Source organism: Jiella avicenniae (genome assembly GCF_021390325.1).
GTDB classification, from domain to species: Bacteria; Pseudomonadota; Alphaproteobacteria; order Rhizobiales; family Rhizobiaceae; genus Jiella; species Jiella avicenniae.
Window position 1 is genome coordinate 10,974 of record NZ_JAJUWU010000007.1, and the last position, 20,177, is coordinate 31,150.

At 67.5% G+C, this 20,177-nt stretch carries 18 protein-coding genes; 14 read left to right on the forward strand and 4 right to left on the reverse strand.

The window, feature by feature from the left end; all coding sequences use genetic code 11:
- The first annotated feature begins 113 nt into the window (after positions 1-113).
- The 3 genes from LZD57_RS07820 (at position 114) to LZD57_RS07830 (ending at position 3,075) form a co-directional block, all read left to right on the forward strand.
- Positions 114-2,264, forward strand: coding sequence for a sodium-translocating pyrophosphatase (locus LZD57_RS07820; protein ID WP_233719058.1), 2,151 nt, complete (start codon positions 114-116; stop codon positions 2,262-2,264).
- Between the two features lie 151 nt (positions 2,265-2,415).
- The gene (locus LZD57_RS07825) at positions 2,416-2,643 is read left to right on the forward strand and encodes a hypothetical protein (RefSeq protein WP_233719059.1); all 228 of its coding nucleotides are present in this window, start codon (positions 2,416-2,418) and stop codon (positions 2,641-2,643) included.
- Between the two features lie 3 nt (positions 2,644-2,646).
- Entirely contained in the window at positions 2,647-3,075 is a 429-nt protein-coding gene (locus LZD57_RS07830) for a type II toxin-antitoxin system VapC family toxin (RefSeq protein WP_233719060.1), read from the forward strand.
- A 12-nt stretch (positions 3,076-3,087) separates the two neighbouring features.
- On the opposite strand, the gene LZD57_RS07835 is transcribed toward LZD57_RS07830, so the two are convergent.
- The 4 genes from LZD57_RS07835 to ahcY all read right to left on the reverse strand — a co-directional run bounded on the left by LZD57_RS07835 (position 3,088) and on the right by ahcY (position 9,727).
- Positions 3,088-3,834, reverse strand: coding sequence for a nucleotidyltransferase family protein (locus LZD57_RS07835; protein ID WP_233719061.1), 747 nt, complete (start codon positions 3,832-3,834; stop codon positions 3,088-3,090).
- Between the two features lie 7 nt (positions 3,835-3,841).
- A complete protein-coding gene (tsaE, locus tag LZD57_RS07840) occupies positions 3,842-5,407 on the reverse strand; it encodes a tRNA (adenosine(37)-N6)-threonylcarbamoyltransferase complex ATPase subunit type 1 TsaE (protein WP_233719062.1) in 1,566 nt (521 codons plus the stop codon).
- 77 nt (positions 5,408-5,484) lie between these two features.
- The gene (locus LZD57_RS07845) at positions 5,485-8,109 is read right to left on the reverse strand and encodes a PAS domain-containing sensor histidine kinase (RefSeq protein ID WP_233719063.1); all 2,625 of its coding nucleotides are present in this window, start codon (positions 8,107-8,109) and stop codon (positions 5,485-5,487) included.
- A 217-nt stretch (positions 8,110-8,326) separates the two neighbouring features.
- Positions 8,327-9,727, reverse strand: coding sequence for an adenosylhomocysteinase (gene ahcY, locus LZD57_RS07850; RefSeq protein ID WP_233719064.1), 1,401 nt, complete (start codon positions 9,725-9,727; stop codon positions 8,327-8,329).
- Positions 9,728-9,971: 244 nt separating this feature from the next.
- On the opposite strand from ahcY, the gene LZD57_RS07855 reads away from it, so the two are divergent.
- The 11 genes from LZD57_RS07855 to rlmH all read left to right on the forward strand — a co-directional run bounded on the left by LZD57_RS07855 (position 9,972) and on the right by rlmH (position 19,912).
- Positions 9,972-12,038, forward strand: a complete 2,067-nt coding sequence (locus LZD57_RS07855; RefSeq protein WP_233719065.1) for a hypothetical protein — start codon at positions 9,972-9,974, stop codon at positions 12,036-12,038.
- 202 nt (positions 12,039-12,240) lie between these two features.
- The gene (rplU, locus tag LZD57_RS07860) at positions 12,241-12,846 is read left to right on the forward strand and encodes a 50S ribosomal protein L21 (RefSeq protein WP_233719066.1); all 606 of its coding nucleotides are present in this window, start codon (positions 12,241-12,243) and stop codon (positions 12,844-12,846) included.
- Between the two features lie 77 nt (positions 12,847-12,923).
- Positions 12,924-13,193, forward strand: a complete 270-nt coding sequence (gene rpmA, locus LZD57_RS07865) for a 50S ribosomal protein L27 (RefSeq protein ID WP_163460626.1) — start codon at positions 12,924-12,926, stop codon at positions 13,191-13,193.
- Positions 13,194-13,323: 130 nt separating this feature from the next.
- Positions 13,324-13,911: a GNAT family N-acetyltransferase gene (locus LZD57_RS07870; protein ID WP_233719067.1), complete on the forward strand. Its 588-nt coding sequence runs from the start codon at positions 13,324-13,326 to the stop codon at positions 13,909-13,911.
- A 68-nt stretch (positions 13,912-13,979) separates the two neighbouring features.
- On the forward strand, positions 13,980-14,531 hold the full coding sequence (locus LZD57_RS07875; protein WP_233719068.1) for a DUF3833 family protein: 552 nt from the start codon (positions 13,980-13,982) through the stop codon (positions 14,529-14,531).
- Between the two features lie 92 nt (positions 14,532-14,623).
- Positions 14,624-15,709: a GTPase ObgE gene (gene obgE, locus LZD57_RS07880; RefSeq protein WP_233719069.1), complete on the forward strand. Its 1,086-nt coding sequence runs from the start codon at positions 14,624-14,626 to the stop codon at positions 15,707-15,709.
- Positions 15,706-16,911: a glutamate 5-kinase gene (proB, locus tag LZD57_RS07885; protein ID WP_233719070.1), complete on the forward strand. Its 1,206-nt coding sequence runs from the start codon at positions 15,706-15,708 to the stop codon at positions 16,909-16,911. Before obgE ends, proB begins: the two co-directional genes overlap by 4 nt.
- 13 nt (positions 16,912-16,924) lie before the next feature.
- Entirely contained in the window at positions 16,925-18,202 is a 1,278-nt protein-coding gene (locus LZD57_RS07890; RefSeq protein ID WP_233719071.1) for a glutamate-5-semialdehyde dehydrogenase, read from the forward strand.
- Positions 18,203-18,303: 101 nt separating this feature from the next.
- Positions 18,304-18,876: a nicotinate-nucleotide adenylyltransferase gene (locus tag LZD57_RS07895; protein WP_233719267.1), complete on the forward strand. Its 573-nt coding sequence runs from the start codon at positions 18,304-18,306 to the stop codon at positions 18,874-18,876.
- Positions 18,877-18,906: 30 nt separating this feature from the next.
- On the forward strand, positions 18,907-19,377 hold the full coding sequence (gene rsfS, locus LZD57_RS07900; RefSeq protein ID WP_233719072.1) for a ribosome silencing factor: 471 nt from the start codon (positions 18,907-18,909) through the stop codon (positions 19,375-19,377).
- 52 nt (positions 19,378-19,429) lie between these two features.
- Positions 19,430-19,912: a 23S rRNA (pseudouridine(1915)-N(3))-methyltransferase RlmH gene (rlmH, locus tag LZD57_RS07905; protein WP_233719073.1), complete on the forward strand. Its 483-nt coding sequence runs from the start codon at positions 19,430-19,432 to the stop codon at positions 19,910-19,912.
- Positions 19,913-20,177 lie beyond the last annotated feature (265 nt).

Consider the following 20,177-nt stretch of genomic DNA (forward strand, 5'->3'; position numbering starts at 1 on the left):
GCTCATATAACCTCCGCTTGCCTCGGGTCGGGGGAGCAGGTCGGCCGGGGCTCACGAAGCCAAAAAACGGGATCGTCGCCGGCCGGGCGCCTGCGACCAAGCGAGGAAACGGCATGCAGACAATTCTATGGGTCGTGGCCCTGTGCGGGCTGCTGGCGCTCGTCTACGCCATGTGGGCGACACGCTCCGTTCTTGCCGCCGATCAGGGCTCGGCCCGGATGCAGGAGATCGCCGGCGCGATCCGCGAGGGTGCGCAGGCCTATCTCGCCCGGCAGTATACGACGATCGCCATCGTCGGCGTCGTCGTCTTCGCGCTGACCTGGCTGCTCCTGTCGCTCTACGCGGCGGCGGGCTTCGCCATCGGCGCGATCCTCTCGGGTCTCGCCGGCTTCGTCGGCATGAACGTTTCGGTCCGGGCGAACGTCCGCACCGCCCAGGCCGCCGCCCGCTCGCTCGGCGCGGGCCTCTCCGTCGCCTTCAAGTCCGGGGCGATCACCGGCCTTCTCGTCGCCGGTCTCGCGCTTCTCGGCGTGACCCTCTACTTCCTGGCCCTGACCGCCTGGTTCGGCTTCGAGCCGGCCGACCGCACCGTCATCGACGCGCTGGTCTCGCTCGGCTTCGGTGCCTCGCTGATCTCGATCTTCGCCCGCCTCGGCGGCGGCATCTTCACCAAGGGCGCCGACGTCGGCGGCGATCTCGTCGGCAAGGTCGAGGCCGGCATTCCCGAGGACGATCCGCGCAATCCGGCCACCATCGCCGACAATGTCGGCGACAATGTCGGCGACTGCGCCGGCATGGCCGCCGACCTGTTCGAGACCTATGCGGTGACCGTCGTCGCCACCATGGTGCTCGGCGCGATCTTCTTCGCCGGCTCGGCCGCCATCGAGAGCGTGATGATCTATCCTCTGGCGATCTGCGGCGCCTGCATCGTCACCTCGATCATCGGCACCTTCTTCGTCCGGCTCGGCGCCAACGGCTCGATCATGGGCGCGCTCTACAAGGGCCTGTGGGTGACGACGCTCCTGTCCATCGTCGGGCTCGCCGCCGCCACCTGGGCGACCGTCGGCTTCGGCGACGTCGGCCAGTCCTCGGCCGGCATCACCATCAACGGCCTCAACCTGTTCATCTGCGGCATCGTCGGCCTCGCCGTCACCGGGCTGATCGTCTGGATCACCGAGTTCTACACCGGCATCGGCTTCCGCCCGGTGCGCTCGATCTCGGAGGCCTCGGTCTCCGGCCACGGCACGAACGTCATCCAGGGTCTGGCCGTCTCCCTCGAGGCGACGGCGCTGCCGACGATCGTCATCGTCGCCGGCATCATTTCGACCTACCAGCTCGCCGGCCTCTACGGAACCGGCATCGCGGTGACCGCCATGCTCGGCGTCGCCGGCATGATCGTCGCCCTCGACGCCTTCGGCCCGGTGACCGACAATGCCGGCGGCATCGCCGAGATGTCGGGCCTTCCCGCGGACGTGCGCCGCTCGACGGATGCCTTGGATGCGGTCGGCAACACCACCAAGGCGGTGACCAAGGGCTATGCCATCGGCTCGGCCGGCCTCGGCGCGCTGGTGCTCTTCGCCGCCTACAACTACGATCTCCAGTATTTCGTCCAGCAGGCGGAAACCGGGTCCGGCTTCGAATATTTCCGGGGCGTCCAGCCGGACTTCGCGCTCACCAACCCCTATGTCGTCGTCGGCCTGCTGCTCGGCGGGCTGATCCCGTTCCTGTTCGGCGGCATCGCGATGACGGCGGTCGGCCGGGCGGCGAGCTCGGTGGTCGAAGAGGTGCGCCGGCAGTTCCGCGACAAGCCCGGCATCATGGCGGGCACCGAGCGGCCGGACTATGCGCGGGCGGTCGATCTCCTCACCCGCGCGGCGATCAAGGAGATGGTGGTCCCCTCGCTCCTGCCGGTGCTGGCGCCGATCGTCGTCTACTTCGCCGTCTATCTGATCTCCGACAAGAGCCAGGCCTTCTCGGCGGTCGGCGCGATGCTGCTCGGCGTCATCGTCACCGGCATATTCGTCGCGATCTCGATGACCTCCGGCGGCGGCGCCTGGGACAACGCCAAGAAGTCCTTCGAGGACGGCTTCGTCGACGGCGCCGGCACCCGCCACATGAAGGGATCGGAGGCGCACAAGGCCTCGGTCACCGGCGATACGGTGGGCGATCCCTACAAGGACACGGCGGGGCCGGCGGTGAACCCGGCGATCAAGATCACCAACATCGTCGCGCTGCTCCTGCTGGCGGTGCTGGCGCATCAGTGAGGAAAATCGTTCGGCAGCGCCTATCCTCTGCATGCTGGGGAAAGGCGCTGCTGGCGCGAGGTTTTGGAGACGGTTGGTCTGAAACGCACATGCGACAGTCAGTCCGAACGGTTCCGCCGTCGGCTTTCAACGGCAATGAAACTGCATTATATTGTCACTCATGGTGAAGTCGGTAAAAACATCTTCGAGTCATGACAAGGAGGGTGGCGGTGCCGCTTCTATCGTCGTGCGGGATGCAAAAACCGGCAAGTTCGTCGAGGTCAGAGGCATTGGGGCGCTGAAGGGAAGCGGGCTCAAGATTAGAAACGACGTCAACTTGGTGAAACCGATCGCAGAGCAGGTCCTATCCGAGCGTTTCCGTCAGCCAAAAGGCGGCTGATTCATGCCGGGCGTCCTGCTCGACACGCACACTTTTTATTGGCTTGCCAGCGGTACGAAGTCGTTGACCGACGAAGCCCTCGTGGCGATCGGAGAAAGCCAGTCGGCTGGCATGCTCTACGTTTCCGCCATTACCGCTTGGGAACTCTCTATCGCGGCGCAAAAGCCACGGCATAGCGACACTCCGCAATTGAATACAACGATTTCCGAGTGGTTTGCGTCAGCCAAGCGGGCGACAAACGCAAAAACATTATCGATCAACCAAACGATCGCGATCGAGGCGGCAGAAGTGCCTGTCGCCACCGGACACAAGGATCCCGGTGACTGCTATCTCGTCGCGACATCGCGAGTCCAAAAAATTCCGCTTATCACGCGGGACAAGGTGCTGCGGAAGCTGGCGCGATCGGAGTATCTCGAAGTGATCGTCTGCTGACGTTCGACGCCCTCACGCCGCGGCGCTGGCGACGAAAGCTTCTTCTGCGAGCGCAATGGCCGACGGCGTGCCGACGGTGATCCAGACGCCGTCGAGCCGCACGCCGTAGAGCCGCTCGGCTTCGATCGAGCGGTCGAAGATCCGGTTCAGCGAAAACCGCTCCACCGGCATGGCTTCGAAGAGTTCCGGCTTCAGGATGGCGCCGCCGGCGTAGATGAAGGGCGAGACGACCCGCTCCGGCACCCGCGAGAGCCGCCCGGTCGGATCCATGACGAAGTCGCCCGAGCCGTCGTAGCCGGTCGACTGGCGCATCTCGGCGATCAACAGCGACACGTCCATCCGCGCCGGATCCCAGAGTTCGGCGAGAAGGTCGAGATTGTCCCGGTAGCCGTCGATCCAGAAGGTGTCGGCGTTGAGCACGTAGAACGGATCGGCGCCGAGTTCGGGCAGCGCCTTGACGATGCCGCCGCCGGAATCGAGCAGCATGTCGGTCTCGTCGGAGACGACGATCTCCATGTCCCGGCGCTTGCGCAGATGGGCGCGCATCAGATCGGCCATGTAGTGGACGTTGACGACGACGCGCTCGACGCCGTTGCGGGCCAGCGCGTCGAGGCCGTAGTCGATGAGCGCCCGGCCGCGCACCTCGATCAGCGGCTTCGGCATGGTGGAGGTGATCGGACGCATGCGCTTGCCGAGACCGGCCGCGAGGATCATCGCGGTCTTGGGCTTGAAGCGGGAAGTGGTCTTTACGAGCTGCATGGTGTCTTCAGTCGTTCGAGCGGTGGCGCCCGGGGCCGGTCTCGTCGAGGAGGCCCCACGTGCCGTAAAGGTGGCTGATGGCCGAGAGGGAGGGATGGCCCAGCGTGCGGCCGAGATATCCCTTAAGCCGTGGTATGTGACGTAGATATTGCGGCTTACCGTCCCTTTTGAGAAGGCGGACGAAAATTCCGAGGATCTTCGTGGCGCGCTGGGTGGCCATGATGGCGTAGTCGCGCTCGAAGGCGAAGGCGTCGAAACCGGGATCCTCGGCGCGCCGGCCGGAAACGTAGGCCGCCGTCAGGGCGGCCTCGAGTTCGGCCGAGAGGTCGACCCGCGCATCCTGGGCGAGCGAGGCGACGTCGTAGGCCGAGGGGCCGATCAGCGCGTCCTGGAAGTCGATGAGGCCGATCTTCGCGGTGCCGTCCGCGTCGGGGCGGTAGATGACGTTGGGCGAGTGGAAGTCGCGCAGGACGAGGCTCCTCTCGGCGCTTTCCAACTCGTCGAAGACGGCGTTCCAGCACTCCGCGAAGAGCGCCCGCTCGTCGTCGCTCGCCGGGCGGCCGAGGGCGTCCGGAATGTACCAGTCGAGCAGCAGTTCCACCTCGATGGTCATGGCGCGCCGGTCATAGGCGGGGACGCGGTAGATGCCGTCTCCGGGGACCTGAAGCTCGGACGGCCAGGCGACGCCGTGGAACTCGGCGAGGAAACGGGCGGATTCGAGATAGCGCTCGGCGATCGGCCGGCGCTCGGCGTCGATGATCTGCCCGCCGCCGAGATGCTCGATCAGGAGCAGCCCGCGGTCGAGATCGGCGCGATGGATCGTCGGCGCGGCGAAGCCCGCTTTCTTCAACGCCGTCCCGATGGCGACGAAGGGTGTCACGTCCTCGGCGAGATGGGCGATGCGGCTGTAGGGCAGGCCGTCGCGGATCGGCGGGCCGTCGGGCTGGCGCGGCGCATCCATCAGGACGAGGGTTTCGGCGCCCTCGACCGTCTCGTAGCGGCGGCTCGACGCGTCGCCGAAGAAGCGTTCGCGCGGGGCGGTTGCGAGGCCGGCCGCGGCGAGGAACCCGCGGATCGCCAGGGTGCGTTCGACGCGAGCCCGGGCAGCCTCCGTGGTCGCGACGACGGCGAGGCGGCCGCCCTCAGCCGTCACGGACAGGTCGACGACGATGGTCGCCGCGTCGCGGGCCTCGGGCGCGCGGTCGGGCCATTCGACGAGCACGACCCCCGTCTCGGCGGCCTCGGCAAAACCGAGTTCGTCGATCTCGTCGCCGGAGCCGAGGCGGTAAAGGTCGAAATGGGCGACCGGAGGCTCGGTCTCGTAGGGCTGCACCAGCGTGTAGGTGGGCGAGGGGACCTCGAGATCGGCATCCCCGGCGAGGGCCCGGATCAGGGCACGGGCGAGGGTCGACTTGCCGGCGCCGAGATCGCCCGACAGGGCGACGACGTCGCCGGGCCTCACCACCATCGCGAGATCGATGCCGAGACGCTCGGTGGCGCTCGCCTCCGCAAGCGTCATCCGGGCGATCTCCGTCGCCATGCCGCCCTGAATGTCCGACCGTTCTGCCACCATTTGCGCTTCGTGCCCGTCGCTCGTGTCATCGGCAGAGTGCATCAACGGGCCCGATGCCGGAAGCCTGGTCGCGGCGATCATTCGGCGGCATCCCAGTACCGGTCGGAGCCCTCGCTGTCCTCGTCCGGCGGAAAATTGCCGAGCGGGAAGTGGCAGATGACGGCCGTGCCCGAGCCCGGCGTCGAGCGGACCTCGACATGGCCGTGATGAAGTTCGACGAAGCTCTTGACGATGGACAGGCCGAGGCCCGCGCCGGACTGCCGGCCACCGCTCGGATCGGCCTCGAAGCGCTCGAAGATCTTGTCGATCTGGTTCGACGCGATGCCGGGCCCATGATCGGAGACCTCGAAGGAGATCTGTCCGCCGCGGCGCCAGACGCGGACCCCGACCACCGAGCCGGCGGGCGCGAAATTGGCGGCGTTGGAGAGGAGGTTGAACAGGATCTGGGTCAGCCGGTGACCGTCGGCGTTGAAACTGGTTCCCGCGTCGGCGAGATCGATCCTGAGGCTGATGTCGGCGGCCTCGAAGCGGTCGCGGACACCGTCCGCGGCCTGCTCGACGGTGCGCGCGATGTCGACGTCGGACAGCTCCAGCTCCATGATGCCGGCGTCGACCGTCGCCAGATCGAGGATGTCGTTGACGATGGTCAGAAGCGTCGACGTCGAGGACGAGATGTAGTCGAGATATTCGCTCTGGCGCTCGTTGAGCGGCCCGGTCTCGGCCGAGCGCAGCAGCGCCGAGAAGCCGATGATGTTGGTGAGCGGCGAGCGCAGCTCGTAGTTCACGTGCTGGACGAAATCCGTCTTGATCTGGTTCGCCTGCTCCAGGGCGTCGTTGCGTTCGCGCAGGACGAGTTCTGCGGCGCGCGCCTCGGAGATGTTGGAGAAGGTCAGCATCGTCAGGCCGTTCGGCAGCGGGACGATGGTGTAGTTGAAGATGCCGCCGTCCGACAGGCTGATCTCGCCGCGCAGGGTGTCGCGGCCGTGATCGTCGAAGGCTGTGACCTGTTCGATGAGCAGCCGCCAGCCTTCCGACAGGCCGGGCTCCGGGACGCCGCCCGGGCCGAGCGTCCTTTCCACCTTCACCCGGCACAGGTCGGCCAGTGCCTGGATCCGGGCGCCCGCCGTCAGGTGGGCGGGATCGATCCCCCACATTTCGGCGAAGGCCGGGTTGGAGAGCCGCATCCGTCCGTCGCTGCCGAACACGGCGACGGCTTCCGACAGATAGTCGATGGTCTCGCGCTGCAGCCGGACGGTCGCCTTCACCTGGCTTTCGAGTTCCAGCTTCTCGGTGATGTCCTCGAACACCCAGGTGGCGCCGCCGCGCGGCTGCGGGGTGGCGATGACGCGCAGCGTCCGGCCGTCGGCGAGGTGCCACATGTCTTCGGTCGGCTCGGTGGCGCGATAGGCGGCGAGATCCTGCTCGCGCATTTCCGAGCGCACCAGCTTCTCGGTCGGCAGGATGCCGCGGGTGCGCAGGTGATCGAGCAGCGTGACGTGGTCCGGCTCGGTTTCCAGATAGGCGTTGGTGAGGTCGAACAGCCGCTGGAAGGCGGCGTTGTAGTAGGCGAGGCGGGTCTTCTCGTCGAAGCGCGCGACGGCCGTCGCGAGCTGGTCGAGGGTCTCCGACTGGCTTTCGATCGTCTGATGCAGCTCCATGCGGACCTGCTCGGTTTCCGAAACGTCGATCGCAAGACCGGCCGAGCCGGTCGGGCCGACGGCCTCGACGACGTTGAAGTTGCGCCGGTCGGACTCGACGACGGTCGAGAGCTTTGCCGTGAAGGGGCGGTTTTCGGCGACCTGCTTGGCGACCCTGAGGCGATCCTGGGCACTGAGGAACTCGACCTGACGCTCGAGCGCGTCGCCGACCGTCGGGGCATCGACCGCGGCCGCATAGGCGCGATTGACCCAGGTCAGCCGGCCGCTCCTGTCGCGCATCCACAGGGCAACGGGCGCCTGGTCGAAGAGCTGCTGCATCGTTTCGACCTCGGCCTCGGCCCGGGCGAGGGCGCTGGTCAGTTCGTCGAGACGCTTGCGCAGGCCTTGGAGCACGGTGAACTTGACCATGGCGAGGCCGCCCGACGTGCGCCCGGACGCCTCGATCACGAACTCCGTGTCGAGATCGATGGCGATGCGAAAGGGCGTGGCATCGTCGAGGAGCGCCGCAATGGCGGCCTCGAGGCGGCCGACCGCCTCGGCGGGCATCCAGTCGGCAAAGATCAGAAACCGCTCGGGATCGTCGGGGATCCGGCCGTCGCCGGGCATCTGGCCGATCACCTCGGGCAGCCCGGTGCCGGCGAAGACGAGGATGCGTTCGCCGCCCGCCACCAGGATCGCCGTCCGTGCGTCGGCCTTGAGGCGCGCATCGTGGAGGTGGCCCTGAAGCTCGGCGTTCTCGCCTTGCAGCACCGCCTGCTGGCGGACCATGAAGGTCGCCGCGAGCATCACCGCGCCGATGACGAAGGCGAGGACGGAAAGGTACAGGAGGTCGCCTTCCGAAAGCATGCCGCCCAGTCGGAAGGCGGCGTTCGGCTCGGCGGCGAGAGCGGGTTCGGGCAGAGCGAGCAGCCCGAGCGATTGAAGGGCGAGGATCGCCAGAATGGCGGTCACGGCGTTGGGCAGGGCCGCGGGTGTGATCGTGGTTCCGGAATCCGTTCGCAATCCGCTGGCGCCCCCGCGCCCGGATCCGATGTCTTTCGACATGTGAGCCTGTCCTCGTCTTTGCCGCCGCTATCGAGACTGAACTCAACGCGTCTCTATCGAGGCTCTCTAATCCGCATCGGAAAGCCTTGATTCGGACATATTAGCGGCTGGCGACTCGGGCGCAATCCGTAATATTTGACTTTAATTGATACGAAACGGCCCGGCGAGGCTTGCGCTTCGCCGGGCCGTGTGAATCGCCCTCTACGGGAGGTGCAAATCAGTAGCGGTAATGCTCTGGCTTGTAAGGGCCCTGCTGGGTGACGCCGATATAGGCGGCCTGTTCTTCGGTGAGTTCCGAAAGCCTTGCGCCGAGCTTGCCGAGATGCAGGCGGGCGACCTTTTCGTCGAGATGCTTGGGCAGGACGTAGACCTGGTTCTGGTACTGGTCGCCCTTGGTGAAGAGCTCGATCTGCGCCAGCGTCTGGTTGGTGAAGGACGCCGACATCACGAAGCTCGGGTGACCCGTCGCATTGCCGAGGTTGAGCAGGCGGCCCTCGGAGAGCAGCAGCATGCGGTTGCCCTTGGCGAACTCGATCATGTCGACCTGGGGCTTGATGTTCGTCCACTTGAGGTTCTTCAGGGCGTCGACCTGAATCTCGTTGTCGAAGTGGCCGATGTTGCCGACGATCGCCATGTCCTTCATCTCGCGCATGTGCTCGATGCGGATGACGTCCTTGTTGCCGGTGGTGGTGATGAAGATGTCGGCCGTGGAGACGACGTCCTCGAGCTGCACCACTTCGAAGCCGTCCATCGCGGCCTGGAGCGCGCAGATCGGATCGACTTCCGTCACCTTGACGCGGGCGCCGGCGCCCTGGAGCGAGGCGGCCGAACCCTTGCCGACGTCGCCATAGCCGCAGACGACGGCGACCTTGCCGGCCATCATCACGTCGGTGCCGCGGCGGATGCCGTCGACCAGCGACTCCTTGCAGCCGTACTTGTTGTCGAACTTCGACTTGGTGACCGAGTCGTTGACGTTGATCGCCGGGAACGGCAGCAGGCCCTTCTTCTGCAGCTGGTAAAGCCGGTTGACGCCGGTCGTCGTTTCCTCGGTGACGCCCTTGATGGCGTCGCGCTGCTTGGTGAAGAAGCCCGGGGTCTCGGCCATGCGCTTCTTGATCTGGGCGAAGAGGATGCGCTCTTCCTCGTTGCCGGGCTTGGAGAGGACGTCCTCACCGGCCTCGGCGCGGGCGCCCATCAGGATGTACATCGTCGCGTCGCCGCCGTCGTCGAGGATCATGTTCGACGGCTGGCCGTCCGGCCACTGGAAGATCTTGTCGGTGTAGGTCCAGTATTCCTCGAGGGTCTCTCCCTTGATGGCGAAGACCGGGACGCCGGCGGCGGCGATCGCGGCGGCGGCGTGATCCTGGGTGGAGAAGATGTTGCAGGAGGCCCAGCGGACCTCGGCGCCGAGGGCGACGAGCGTCTCGATGAGGACGCCGGTCTGGATCGTCATGTGCAGCGAGCCGGTGATCCGGGCGCCCTTCAGCGGCTTGTCGGCACCGAACTCCTCGCGGCAGGCCATCAGACCCGGCATTTCGGTCTCGGCGATGTCGAGTTCCTTGCGGCCGTAATCGGCGAGGGCAATGTCCTTGACGATGTAATCGGTCTGTTCGCTCATGGTGGGGAGCTCCCTTCCTTGACGTGGATGATGGAAACGGACGCGGCTCGCACCCGAATGTTGGTGCCGGCTTTAGCAGGGGAGGCGGGGCGCGACAAGAGGATATAAACATTTGTTTATGTCTTGATCGGAATTTCCGCGTTGGGAATCCGCCGGCGGCCGGTTAGGATCGCGCGGGTGCCACGGGAGAGCTGTTCCGGTCCGAAGCGTCGTTCAGAACGCCGGCCGGTTGGGGAGGATGTCGATGACCGGAAAGTTCGCCGCGCTGTCCTTCGCGTTGGCGGCTTCGACCATGTCCGTGGCGGGACCGGCCATGGCCGAGGCGCCCCTGCCGCAAAACCGGATCGCCGAAGATCCGGCGGGATTGGCCGACCTCGTCCTGCCCTACACGCCTTATCTCTTCGACTTCGCCGTCACCTCGATGCGCAGCGTCGCCGAGATCACCTACAATGGCCGGCGCTACGATCCGATCACCCGCTCGCTGGTGGTGACAGGCCTCGAGGTCGACCGCGACGGCGTCCATTTCCGGATCGGCCAGATGCGCGTTGCCACCGATCAGATGATCCTCGACGACGTCGCGGTCGACACGAGCGGACTGCCGCTCGATCCGACGACGCGGGAAGTGCTCGACAGGCTCGGCCGGAAGATCGTCGTCGGCAGCGTGACCGTCGGGCTCGATCTCGACGCCCCGCGTGCGGACTACATCGTCGAGGCGACGGCGCGCCTCGACGGCATCGGTGCCTTCGACCTCGACGCTGATCTCAGGGGCTTTCATTTTCTCGCGCCGCTCGACCGGATCGAGGGCGAGGCGGGCGGCGGCCGGCCGGAGATCCGCGGCCGGCTCGCCTCGGCCGACCTCGCCTTCACCGACATGGGGGTCGTGCCGGCGCTCTATGAAGTGCTCGGCCGGCAGCAGGGCTTGAGCCCGCAGGCGGCCAGGAGTGCGGCGGCCGTCATCGCCGGCGCGGCGATCGCCGGGATGTTCGCCGATCTGCCCGGCGGCTCGACGCCGGCTCTGCAACAGAAGACGCGGGACTGGTCGGCGGCGATCCAAGCGTTTCTGAAGAATCCGGGCCGATTGCAGGTGGCGTTCCGCCCCGACGAGCCGTTCGACCTCTCCAGACTCACCGATCGCGTCGTCGACGCCCGGGACGTCGAGGATCTCGATGCGGAGGTCTTCGACGGGCAGGCGGTGACGCAGGCCCTTCTGTCCCCGCAGGCGCTCGTGCTTGCTCCGGATGCGCCGCTCGCCGACGTCATGGCGCTCGCCGAGACGCTCCTGAAGGGGCGTGGCACGCCGCAGAATGGCGGCCGGGCGCTGGACCTGATCATGCCGGCGGCGATGGACGGCAATCGGACCGCCGTGGCGCTTCTGGCCGAGGCGATCGCCATGAACCCCTATGTGACGATCGCCCAGGAAAAGCTGGCGCCGACCTACGTTTCCCTCGACCTGGCACTCGCCGAGGGGCTTCCCTTCGCCGCCGAGAGCCTGGATGCGATCGGCCGGCGTCTCAGCCCGGCCGAGATCGTCGGTGCCGAGGACGAGGCGGTGTCGACCTGGCGGCAGACGCCCGTCGGACAGCGCCAGCGGGCGGCCGAGATCGAGGCGTTCCGGACCCGCGACTGGGCGACGATCCGCCGCCTTGCCTATGCCTATTACGAAGGCGCGGAGATGCCGCGCAACATCATGCGGGCCTATGGCTGGGCCTCCATCGCGGCGGCCGGCGGCGACGCGGTCGCGGCGCGGCTGCGCGACGAACTCACCCGCGCCGCCGGCAGCGGCAAGCTGGTGCTGCCGCTCGACCGCGCGCGCAAGGCGACCGACGATCTGTGGGCGCTGATCCTCGGCGGCGACGAACCGGCCCGGCCGGCCGGGACGAGCACTCCCGCAGTCGGCGGGGCGTCCGAGGAAAGCACGACCGTGCCGCCGGCTGCCGGCGCCCCCGCCGGAGGAGCCGGGACCGGTGGCGGCGCCTCCGCCGGCGGAGCCGGCAGTGGCGACCCGTCCGATGCGGCCGGCGATCGACGTCCCGGCGGCGCCGGCCCCTCGAGGGAAGGTTCCGGCCGGCCGGGTGGGCCGAACGGAGAGAGCGACGATCCCGCTGCGTCCGCTCCGCCGCGGGCCGGTGGGGCGAGCCCCGTTCCCGCGGATCCGGGCGGCTCGGCGACGACACCGGCGCCGCAACCGCCCCGCGCCGAGGACAGCAGCAGCAAGGCGGGCGACGGGATCGAGCCTCCGGAGCAGCCCGAGGGCGACGATGGAGAGCGCGAGACGGCTCAAGCCGGGAGAATTTCCATGTCATCGCGGTGACGGTGCCGTCGGACGACTTTGTCGCCGAGACATCTTCCCCGGCGTTCGCGCCTTGACCTCTGCGGCGCCGGTCACTATAGCATCCCCGATCTATAGGGTTTGGTCCGTCCAAACTCTGTTCGCCCTATCCTGCAACCGACTGAACAAGAAGACGGCCCGCGCCAATTCTGGCACGAGAGCCTGTCTGACGAACGGAGAAAAAATGTTCGCAGTCATCAAAACCGGCGGCAAGCAGTACCGCGTCGCTCCGGAAGACAAGTTCACCATCGAGCGCGTGGCCGGCGAGGCCGGCGATCTCGTGACGTTCAAGGAGGTGCTGATGGTCGGCTCCTCCATCGGTGCGCCCTTCGTCGAGGGTGCGACCGTGACGGCCGAGATCGTCGAGCAGACCCGCGGCAAGAAGGTCATCTCCTTCAAGAAGCGTCGCCGGCAGAACTCCAAGCGCACCCGCGGCCATCGCCAGGACCTGACGATGATCCGCGTCGCCGAGATCCTCACCGACGGCAAGGCGCCGTCCGGCAAGGCGAAGCCGGCCAAGTCGCAGAAGGACGAGGCCGCCGAAGCTGCGGTCGACGCGCCCGAGACGCCGCTGTTCACCGCGCCCGAGGGCAAGGCCGACGACCTGACCGCGATCAAGGGCATCGGTGCCGTCGCCGAGAAGCAGCTGAAGGCGCAGGGGATCACCACCTACGCGCAGCTGGCCGCTCTGAGCGACGAGGACGTCGCGCGGATCGACGCCGCGATGCCGTTCAGCGCCGCGCAGATCGGCGACTGGCGCGAGCAGGCCGGGGCGCTCGCAGCCAAGTAGGCGCGGGCATCGAAGACGCAATTTCACCGGGTCCTTGCGAGGGATCCGCTGCCTGAACAGGGCAAGGAGACAGAACGATGGCACATAAGAAAGCAGGCGGTTCCTCGCGCAACGGTCGCGATTCGGAATCCAAGCGCCTCGGCGTGAAGAAGTTCGGCGGCGAAGCCGTGATCCCGGGCAACATCCTCGTGCGTCAGCGCGGCACGCGCTGGCATCCGGGCGTCAATGTCGGCATCGGCCGCGATCACACCCTCTTCGCCAAGGCGGAAGGCACCGTCGCCTTCCAGAACAAGGCCAATGGCCGCACCTACGTCGCGATTACGCCGAAAGCAGAAGCCGCAGAATGACCGGAGCTTCTGAGCGCCGGTGGTTCATCAACCCGGCGCTCCAGAGGCCCGAAGGCATCGCCTGACGGATCGAGCGAAAGGGGAGATGGGTCGCCGTCTCCCCTTTTTGCTTGAGAGGAAGGACCATGCGATGACCGAAGAGATGACGGAGGAGCGCAGGCTCAGGGCGGGGCCGACGCGGACGCTCGTCACACCGAGGCTGCGGCTGCGCGCGCCGGTCCCCGGCGACGCGGAACAGGTGGCGGCTTTGCTCGACGACTACGACGTCGTCCGGATGCTGTCCCGCGTGCCCTGGCCCTACACCCTCGCCGACGCGCAGAGCTTCATCCGCGACCGCAGCGACGAGACGGTGTTTGCCGTCTGCCTCAAGTCCGGCGGCGACATCCTCGGCCTGTGCTCCGTCAGGCCCAATGCGGATCGGCCGATGCGTGGCGAACTCGGCTTCTGGATCGGCCGGCCCCACTGGGGTAACGGCTACGCGACGGAAGCGGCACATGCGGCGATCGACTACGGCTTCACCGCCCTCGGCCTCGACGAGATCTCCGCCCACTGCCGGGTGATCAACGAGGCCTCGCGCAAGGTCATCTGGAAGTGCGGTTTCCGCTTCATCGGCAGCGGCATGATCGATACGGTGGCTTCGGGGCGCGTCGCGTCGGAGATCTTCAGCCTCGACCGCAACTGCTGGCGGTCACTGAAAGCCTGGGGCGAGGCCCGATGATCCGCTTTTCCGAGCGACTCGTGCGCAATCGCCTCCGGCGGATCGGGGTCGGGGTCATGGCGGCCGTCTTGGCAGCCGCAACCGGCTTCGTCGCGGTTCCGGCTGCAGTCGACGCTGCTCCCGCGGCGAAGGCGGCCGGTCATCGCCCCCACGATCTCTCGCTGCTCGAGTTTTTCGACGGGCGGGTCGCTTCCCGCGGGACGATCATCACCGCCCTCGTTTTCCGGGAGGAATTCACCGCGACCTTGACGGGAACGGTGCGGGGCCGGCGGCTGCGGCTCGATGAACGCTTCCGGTTCGAAGACGGCGAGCGGCTGCAGCGATGGGACCTGAGGCAAGTCCCCGACGGGCGTTATCTCGGCACCGTCAGGACCGAACTTTCCGACGGGACGATGGCGCCGGCGGTGCCCGTCGAGGGACGCACCTTTGCGGATGGGGTCGTCCTTGCCTATGACGGGTACGCGCCGGGCGGTGGACGCACGCTGCTCGGTTTTCGCCACGTGATGCGCCCGATCGCGCCCGGAAAAGTCGCGAACCGGGTGACGATCTCGAAATTCGGGGTGCCGATCGCGGCCTCCGATGTCATCTTCCGCCGCGGCGGTGGGCGAAACGGGCAGTGAACGTGACGGCCGGACAAAGCCACCGGCCGCCGAATTCAGATCAAAGGCGGGCGCTGCGAGCGGCGATCCGAAGGATGCAAGACGGCAGGACGATGAAGTTTCTCGATCAGGCGAAGGTCTATGTGCGCTCCGGCGATGGCGGCGCGGGATCCGTCTCGTTCCGCCGGGAGAAGTTCATCGAGTTCGGCGGGCCCGACGGCGGCGACGGCGGGCGCGGCGGCGACGTGTGGATCGAGGCCGTCGCCGGGCTCAACACGCTGATCGACTATCGCTACCAGCAGCATTTCAAGGCCAAGACCGGCACCCATGGCATGGGCCGCAACCGCAACGGCGCCAAGGGCGCCGACGTGACGCTGAAGGTGCCGGCCGGCACGCAGGTCTTCGCCGAGGACAACGAGACGCTGCTGTTCGACCTCACCGAAATCGGCGAGCGGCACAGGATCGCCGCCGGCGGCAACGGCGGCTTCGGCAACGCCTATTTCAAGTCGTCGGTCAACCAGGCGCCGCGCCACGCCAATCCGGGCCTTGCCGGCGAGGAGCTGACGATCTGGCTGCGGCTGAAGCTGATCGCCGATGCCGGGCTCGTGGGACTGCCCAATGCCGGCAAGTCGACCTTCCTCGCGGCGGTGACGAGGGCGCGGCCGAAGATCGCCGACTATCCCTTCACGACGCTCCATCCCGGCCTCGGCGTCGCCAAGGTCGACGACGGCGAATTCGTCATCGCCGACATTCCCGGCCTGATCGAGGGCGCCCATGAGGGCGTCGGCATCGGCGACCGGTTCCTCGGCCATGTGGAGCGGACCTCGATCCTCCTCCACCTCGTCTCGGCCATGGAGGGGGACGTCGCGCAGGCTTTCCGGACGGTTCACCGCGAACTCGAAGCCTATGGCCACGGCCTTGCCGAGAAGCCGACGATCGTCGCGCTGTCGCAGGTCGACACGGTGTCGGGGGAAGAGCGCGACGAAAAGCTCGCCGTACTCGCCGAGGCGGCGGGCGTCAGGCCGCTGGCACTGTCCTCGGTGAGCGGCGAGGGGATGACCGATGCGCTGCGGCGGATGCGAGCCGAGATCGCCGGGCTCAACCCGCCGCCGGGCCCGGCCGACGCGGCCGTGCTGCGCAAGGACGACGACGCCGCCTCCAATGGCGGCGAAGAATTCGATCGGGGGAGGGGCGCGTGATCAATCCGCTCGACGGACATCGTCGCATCGTCATCAAGATCGGCTCGTCGCTGCTCGTCGACCGCGAGCGCGGTATGAAGCGGACCTGGCTGGAATCGCTCGGCGAGGACATCGCCCGGCTGACCCAGGAGGGACGGGAGATCCTCGTCGTCTCCTCCGGCGCCATCGCCATGGGGCGCAAGCTCCTGAAGATGCCGCGCGGAGCCTTGCGGCTGGAGGAGAACCAGGCGGCGGCGGCAGTCGGCCAGATCGCCCTGTCGCGCACCTATTCGGAAATCCTCAGCCGGCATGGCCTGGAGACCGGCCAGATTCTCCTGACCATCGGCGATACCGAGGAACGGCGACGCTATCTCAACGCCCGTGCGACGCTGGCGACCCTCCTCGATCTCGGCGCGATCCCGGTCATCAACGAGAACGACACGGTGGCGACGAGCGAGATCCGCTACGGCGACAACGACCGTCTGGCGGCGCGCGTCGCCACCATGGTGGACGCCGACCTCCTGGTGCTTCTGTCCGACGTCGACGGGCTCTACACGGCGCCGCCGGCCGAAAATCCCTTCGCCGAGCACATCCCGGTGGTCGAGACGATCACCCCGGAGATCGAGGAGATGGCGGGCGCCGCCGGCTCGGAGCTGTCGCGCGGCGGCATGAAGACCAAGATCGACGCGGGCAAGATCGCCACAGGCTCCGGCACCGCGATGATCATCACCGCCGGCCAGCGGCTCTATCCCCTGTCCGCGATCGAGCGCGGCGAGCGGGCGACGCTGTTCCTCGCGAGCGGAACGCCGCGCACCGCCCGCAAGCGCTGGATCGCCGGACATCTCAAGCTGCACGGGGCGCTGGTCGTCGACGAGGGCGCCGTCGCGGCGCTGTCCTCCGGCAAGAGCCTGCTCGCGGCCGGGGTGGTCTCCGTCCACGGCGAGTTCTCGCGCGGCGACCCGATCCTGATCACCCGGGCCGACGGCTCGGAGGTGGCGCGCGGCATCGTCGCCTATGACAGCGACGATGCCCGCAAGATCGCCGGGCTGCGCTCCTCGGCGGTGAGCGAGGCGCTCGGCTACGAAGCGCGGGCCGCCATGGTCCATCGCGACGACATGGTGCTCGGCCACGCCGTCGAGATCATCGCCTCGGAAGTCGCCAGCCTGATGGCGGAAGACGCCGAGGCCGAGAGGGCCGCCCGCAGCGCGGCCGCGAACGGATAAGAGAGAAGCCGACATGCTCGACAAGACCGAAAGCTCCGTCGAGGCCGTCATGGCCGATATCGGCCGCCGTGCCCGCGCTGCCGCGCGCCGGCTCGCCGTGGCGTCGCGGGATGAGAAGGATCGGGCACTGGTCGCGATGGCCGATGCCCTCAATGCCGCGATCCCGGCAATCCTCGAAGCGAACGGGAAGGACGTCGCGCGCGCTCAGGAGAGCGGCATGACGGCGGCCTTCGTCGATCGCCTGACGCTGAATCCGGCCCGCATCATCGCGATGTCCGAAGGCCTGCGGGCGATCGCCGAACTCGCCGATCCGGTCGGCGAGACGATCGCCGCCTGGGAGCGGCCGAACGGGCTGAAGATCGAGCGGGTCAGGACGCCGCTCGGCGTCGTCGGGGTGATCTACGAGAGCCGGCCGAACGTCACCGCCGACGCCGGCGCCCTCTGCCTCAAGGCCGGCAATGCGGTGATCCTGCGCGGCGGTTCGGATTCGGCGAATTCGTCGGGGGCGATCCATGCGGCGCTCGTCGAGGGGCTGCGGGCGGCGGGCCTGCCGGAGGACGCGATCCAGATCGTGCCGACGACGGACCGGGCGGCCGTCGGCGAGATGCTGAAGGGCCTTTCGGGCAATCTCGACGTCATCGTGCCGCGGGGCGGCAAGTCGCTCGTCGCCCGCGTCCAGGACGAGGCACGGGTGCCGGTCTTTGCTCATCTCGAAGGCATCTGCCACGTCTATGTCGACCGCTCGGCCGACCTTTCCATGGCCGTCGCCGTCACGGCGAACGCCAAGATGCGGCGGACCGGCATCTGCGGTTCGGCGGAGACGCTGCTCGTCGACCGCGCGGCGGCGACGACCCATCTCGCGCCGATTCTCGACGAGCTGGCGGCGAGAGGCTGCGAGATTCGCGCCACGGAGGAAGTGCGGGCTCTCTATCCGGCCGCCGGGATCGCCGAGGAGGCGGACTTTTCCACCGAATATCTCGACGCGATCATCTCGGTCGCGCTGGTCGATGGGGTGGAAGGTGCGATCGAGCACATCGAAAGCCATTCCTCCCATCACACCGAGGCGATTCTCGCCAAGGACGAAGCCGCCGTCGAAGCCTTCTTCAACGGCATCGATTCGGCGATCCTCCTCCACAACGCCTCGACCCAGTTCGCCGACGGCGGCGAATTCGGCATGGGCGGGGAGATTGGCATCGCCACCGGCAAGATGCACGCCCGCGGCCCGGTCGGCGTCGAGCAGCTGACCAGCTTCAACTACCGCGTTCGCGGCAGCGGCCAGATCCGACCTTGACACGGAGGGGAGGGATTTCGCGGGAAAAAGCGCGGCTCGCAGGGCCGTTCGACGCGGCGACGGCGGGATCGGCGCTGTCGATTCCGCCCGGCACCGGCCAGATGACGGTCGGGCTGTTCGGCGGGTCGTTCAATCCGCCGCATGAGGGCCATCGGCTGGTGGCGGAAACGGCGATGAAGCGCCTCGGCCTTACCCGTATCTGGTGGATCGTCACGCCGGGCAACCCGCTGAAGAGCCATGACGGTCTCGCCGCCCTCGGCGAGCGGATCGAGATGGTCCGGAAATTCGCCGCGCCGGCTCGTGCCGACGTCACCGCCTTCGAGGCGCGCTACAAGGTGCGTTTCACCGCCGACATGCTGGCGCTGGTCATGCGTCGCCGGCCCGCCATGCGGATCGTCTGGGTCATGGGTGCCGACAGCCTGGCGACGTTCCACCGCTGGCAGGAATGGGAGAAGATCGCCGAGCGCGTGCCGATCGTCGTGGTCGACAGGCCGGGCAAGACCTTTGCCGCCTTGTCGTCTCCCTTCGCCCATCGTTACGGTTTTGCGAGAGTTCCACAGCAACGCGCAAGGATTCTTCCCTACAGTCAGGCGCCGGCCTGGACCTTCCTGTTCGGTCCGCGCAGCGCGACGTCTTCGACGCGCCTGCGCGCAGAAGCATCGGCGCCGTCTTGAAACGGACATGGAACACTGCCTACATTCAGGATGCCGGGACCGTCAGGGTGTCGGCGCGTTGGCCCATGGAAAGGGAAAACAACACTGAGACAAGCGGCTCAAGCGAAGGAGGTCTTCACGACGGCTCCTTCTGAAGCGCCCACGACCGACGTCACGGCCGCGGGGAACGCCATCGACCTCGTCATGCAGAGTCTCCAGGACTCCAAGGGCGAGGACATCGTCTCCATCGATCTCAACGGCAAGTCGGCTCTCGCCGACTACATGGTGGTCGTCTCCGGACGCTCCAACCGCCATGTCATGGCCATTGCCGACCATCTTCTCCGCCACCTCAAGGAGAACGGTCTCGGCACCGCCAGGGTCGAAGGGCTGCAGAACGGCGACTGGGTGCTGATCGATTCGGGCGACATCATCGTCCACATCTTCCGCCCGGAGATCCGCAGCTTCTACAACATCGAGAAGATGTGGACCGTCGGCGACGCCGGAGACGCGACGATCCATTGATCGGCGCGTCCAACGATCGAATGCGGATCGGCCCGCCAAGGGGGCGACGCCGATGCGGGTGACGATTGCCGCCGTCGGAAAGATGAAGCGGGGTCCCGAGCAGGACCTCGTGGGGCGTTATTTCGACCGCCTCGGCAAGACAGGCGGACAGGTCGGCCTCGACTTCCGCGGGGTGCGGGAGATCGTCGAATCGCGGCATTCGGGCGTTTCCGAGCGGCGCCGCGAAGAGGCGTCGAGGCTCGCCGACGGGCTCGATGCGGACGGGGCGCGCATCGTCTTCGACGAGCGGGGCGAAACCCTGTCGTCGGAAGAGTTTGCGGCGTTTCTCGCGCAAATGCGCGATGCCGGCCGGCGGGAAGCCTGTTTCGTGCTCGGCGGACCGGACGGCCACGATCCGGACTTCACCCGCTCGGCAGAAAAGTGCCTGTCGTTCGGCAGGATGACCTTTCCGCACCAGATCGCGCGGATCATGCTGGCCGAACAACTGTACCGCGCCGTCACGATCCTGTCCGGCCATCCCTATCACCGCGCCTGACGTCCAGCGCCGGCCCCGCGCGGGGCGTCGCGTGGGCAGGCGGCTTGCCGGGCTTGCCGCCCTTGCGGACGATCGTTGTCGCAGGACTGCGCTGCCGGGGACACTGCCATCTCCGGCTGTGAAATGTCGGCTCGGACGCCCGGTGTCGCGCGTCGACCACAGGCCTTCGTCCCCGAAACGTGCTATCAGGACCGTTCGGACGGTCGTCTTCCTCCCGGCTGGAATGGGGCTGGAAGAGCCACGCGCGGCGGGAGGTCGCCGCGGC

Coding starts and splice junctions, on each gene's coding strand:
- LZD57_RS07820 (WP_233719058.1), top strand. CDS start 114: ATGCAGACAATTCTATGGGTCGTGGCCCTGTGCGGGCTGCTGGCGCTC.
- LZD57_RS07830 (WP_233719060.1), top strand. CDS start 2,647: ATGCCGGGCGTCCTGCTCGACACGCACACTTTTTATTGGCTTGCCAGC.
- LZD57_RS07835 (WP_233719061.1), bottom strand. CDS start 3,834: ATGCAGCTCGTAAAGACCACTTCCCGCTTCAAGCCCAAGACCGCGATG.
- tsaE (WP_233719062.1), bottom strand. CDS start 5,407: ATGGTGGCAGAACGGTCGGACATTCAGGGCGGCATGGCGACGGAGATC.
- LZD57_RS07845 (WP_233719063.1), bottom strand. CDS start 8,109: ATGTCGAAAGACATCGGATCCGGGCGCGGGGGCGCCAGCGGATTGCGA.
- ahcY (WP_233719064.1), bottom strand. CDS start 9,727: ATGAGCGAACAGACCGATTACATCGTCAAGGACATTGCCCTCGCCGAT.
- LZD57_RS07855 (WP_233719065.1), top strand. CDS start 9,972: ATGACCGGAAAGTTCGCCGCGCTGTCCTTCGCGTTGGCGGCTTCGACC.
- rplU (WP_233719066.1), top strand. CDS start 12,241: ATGTTCGCAGTCATCAAAACCGGCGGCAAGCAGTACCGCGTCGCTCCG.
- rpmA (WP_163460626.1), top strand. CDS start 12,924: ATGGCACATAAGAAAGCAGGCGGTTCCTCGCGCAACGGTCGCGATTCG.
- LZD57_RS07870 (WP_233719067.1), top strand. CDS start 13,324: ATGACCGAAGAGATGACGGAGGAGCGCAGGCTCAGGGCGGGGCCGACG.
- obgE (WP_233719069.1), top strand. CDS start 14,624: ATGAAGTTTCTCGATCAGGCGAAGGTCTATGTGCGCTCCGGCGATGGC.
- LZD57_RS07890 (WP_233719071.1), top strand. CDS start 16,925: ATGCTCGACAAGACCGAAAGCTCCGTCGAGGCCGTCATGGCCGATATC.
- LZD57_RS07895 (WP_233719267.1), top strand. CDS start 18,304: ATGACGGTCGGGCTGTTCGGCGGGTCGTTCAATCCGCCGCATGAGGGC.
- rsfS (WP_233719072.1), top strand. CDS start 18,907: ATGCCGGGACCGTCAGGGTGTCGGCGCGTTGGCCCATGGAAAGGGAAA.
- rlmH (WP_233719073.1), top strand. CDS start 19,430: ATGCGGGTGACGATTGCCGCCGTCGGAAAGATGAAGCGGGGTCCCGAG.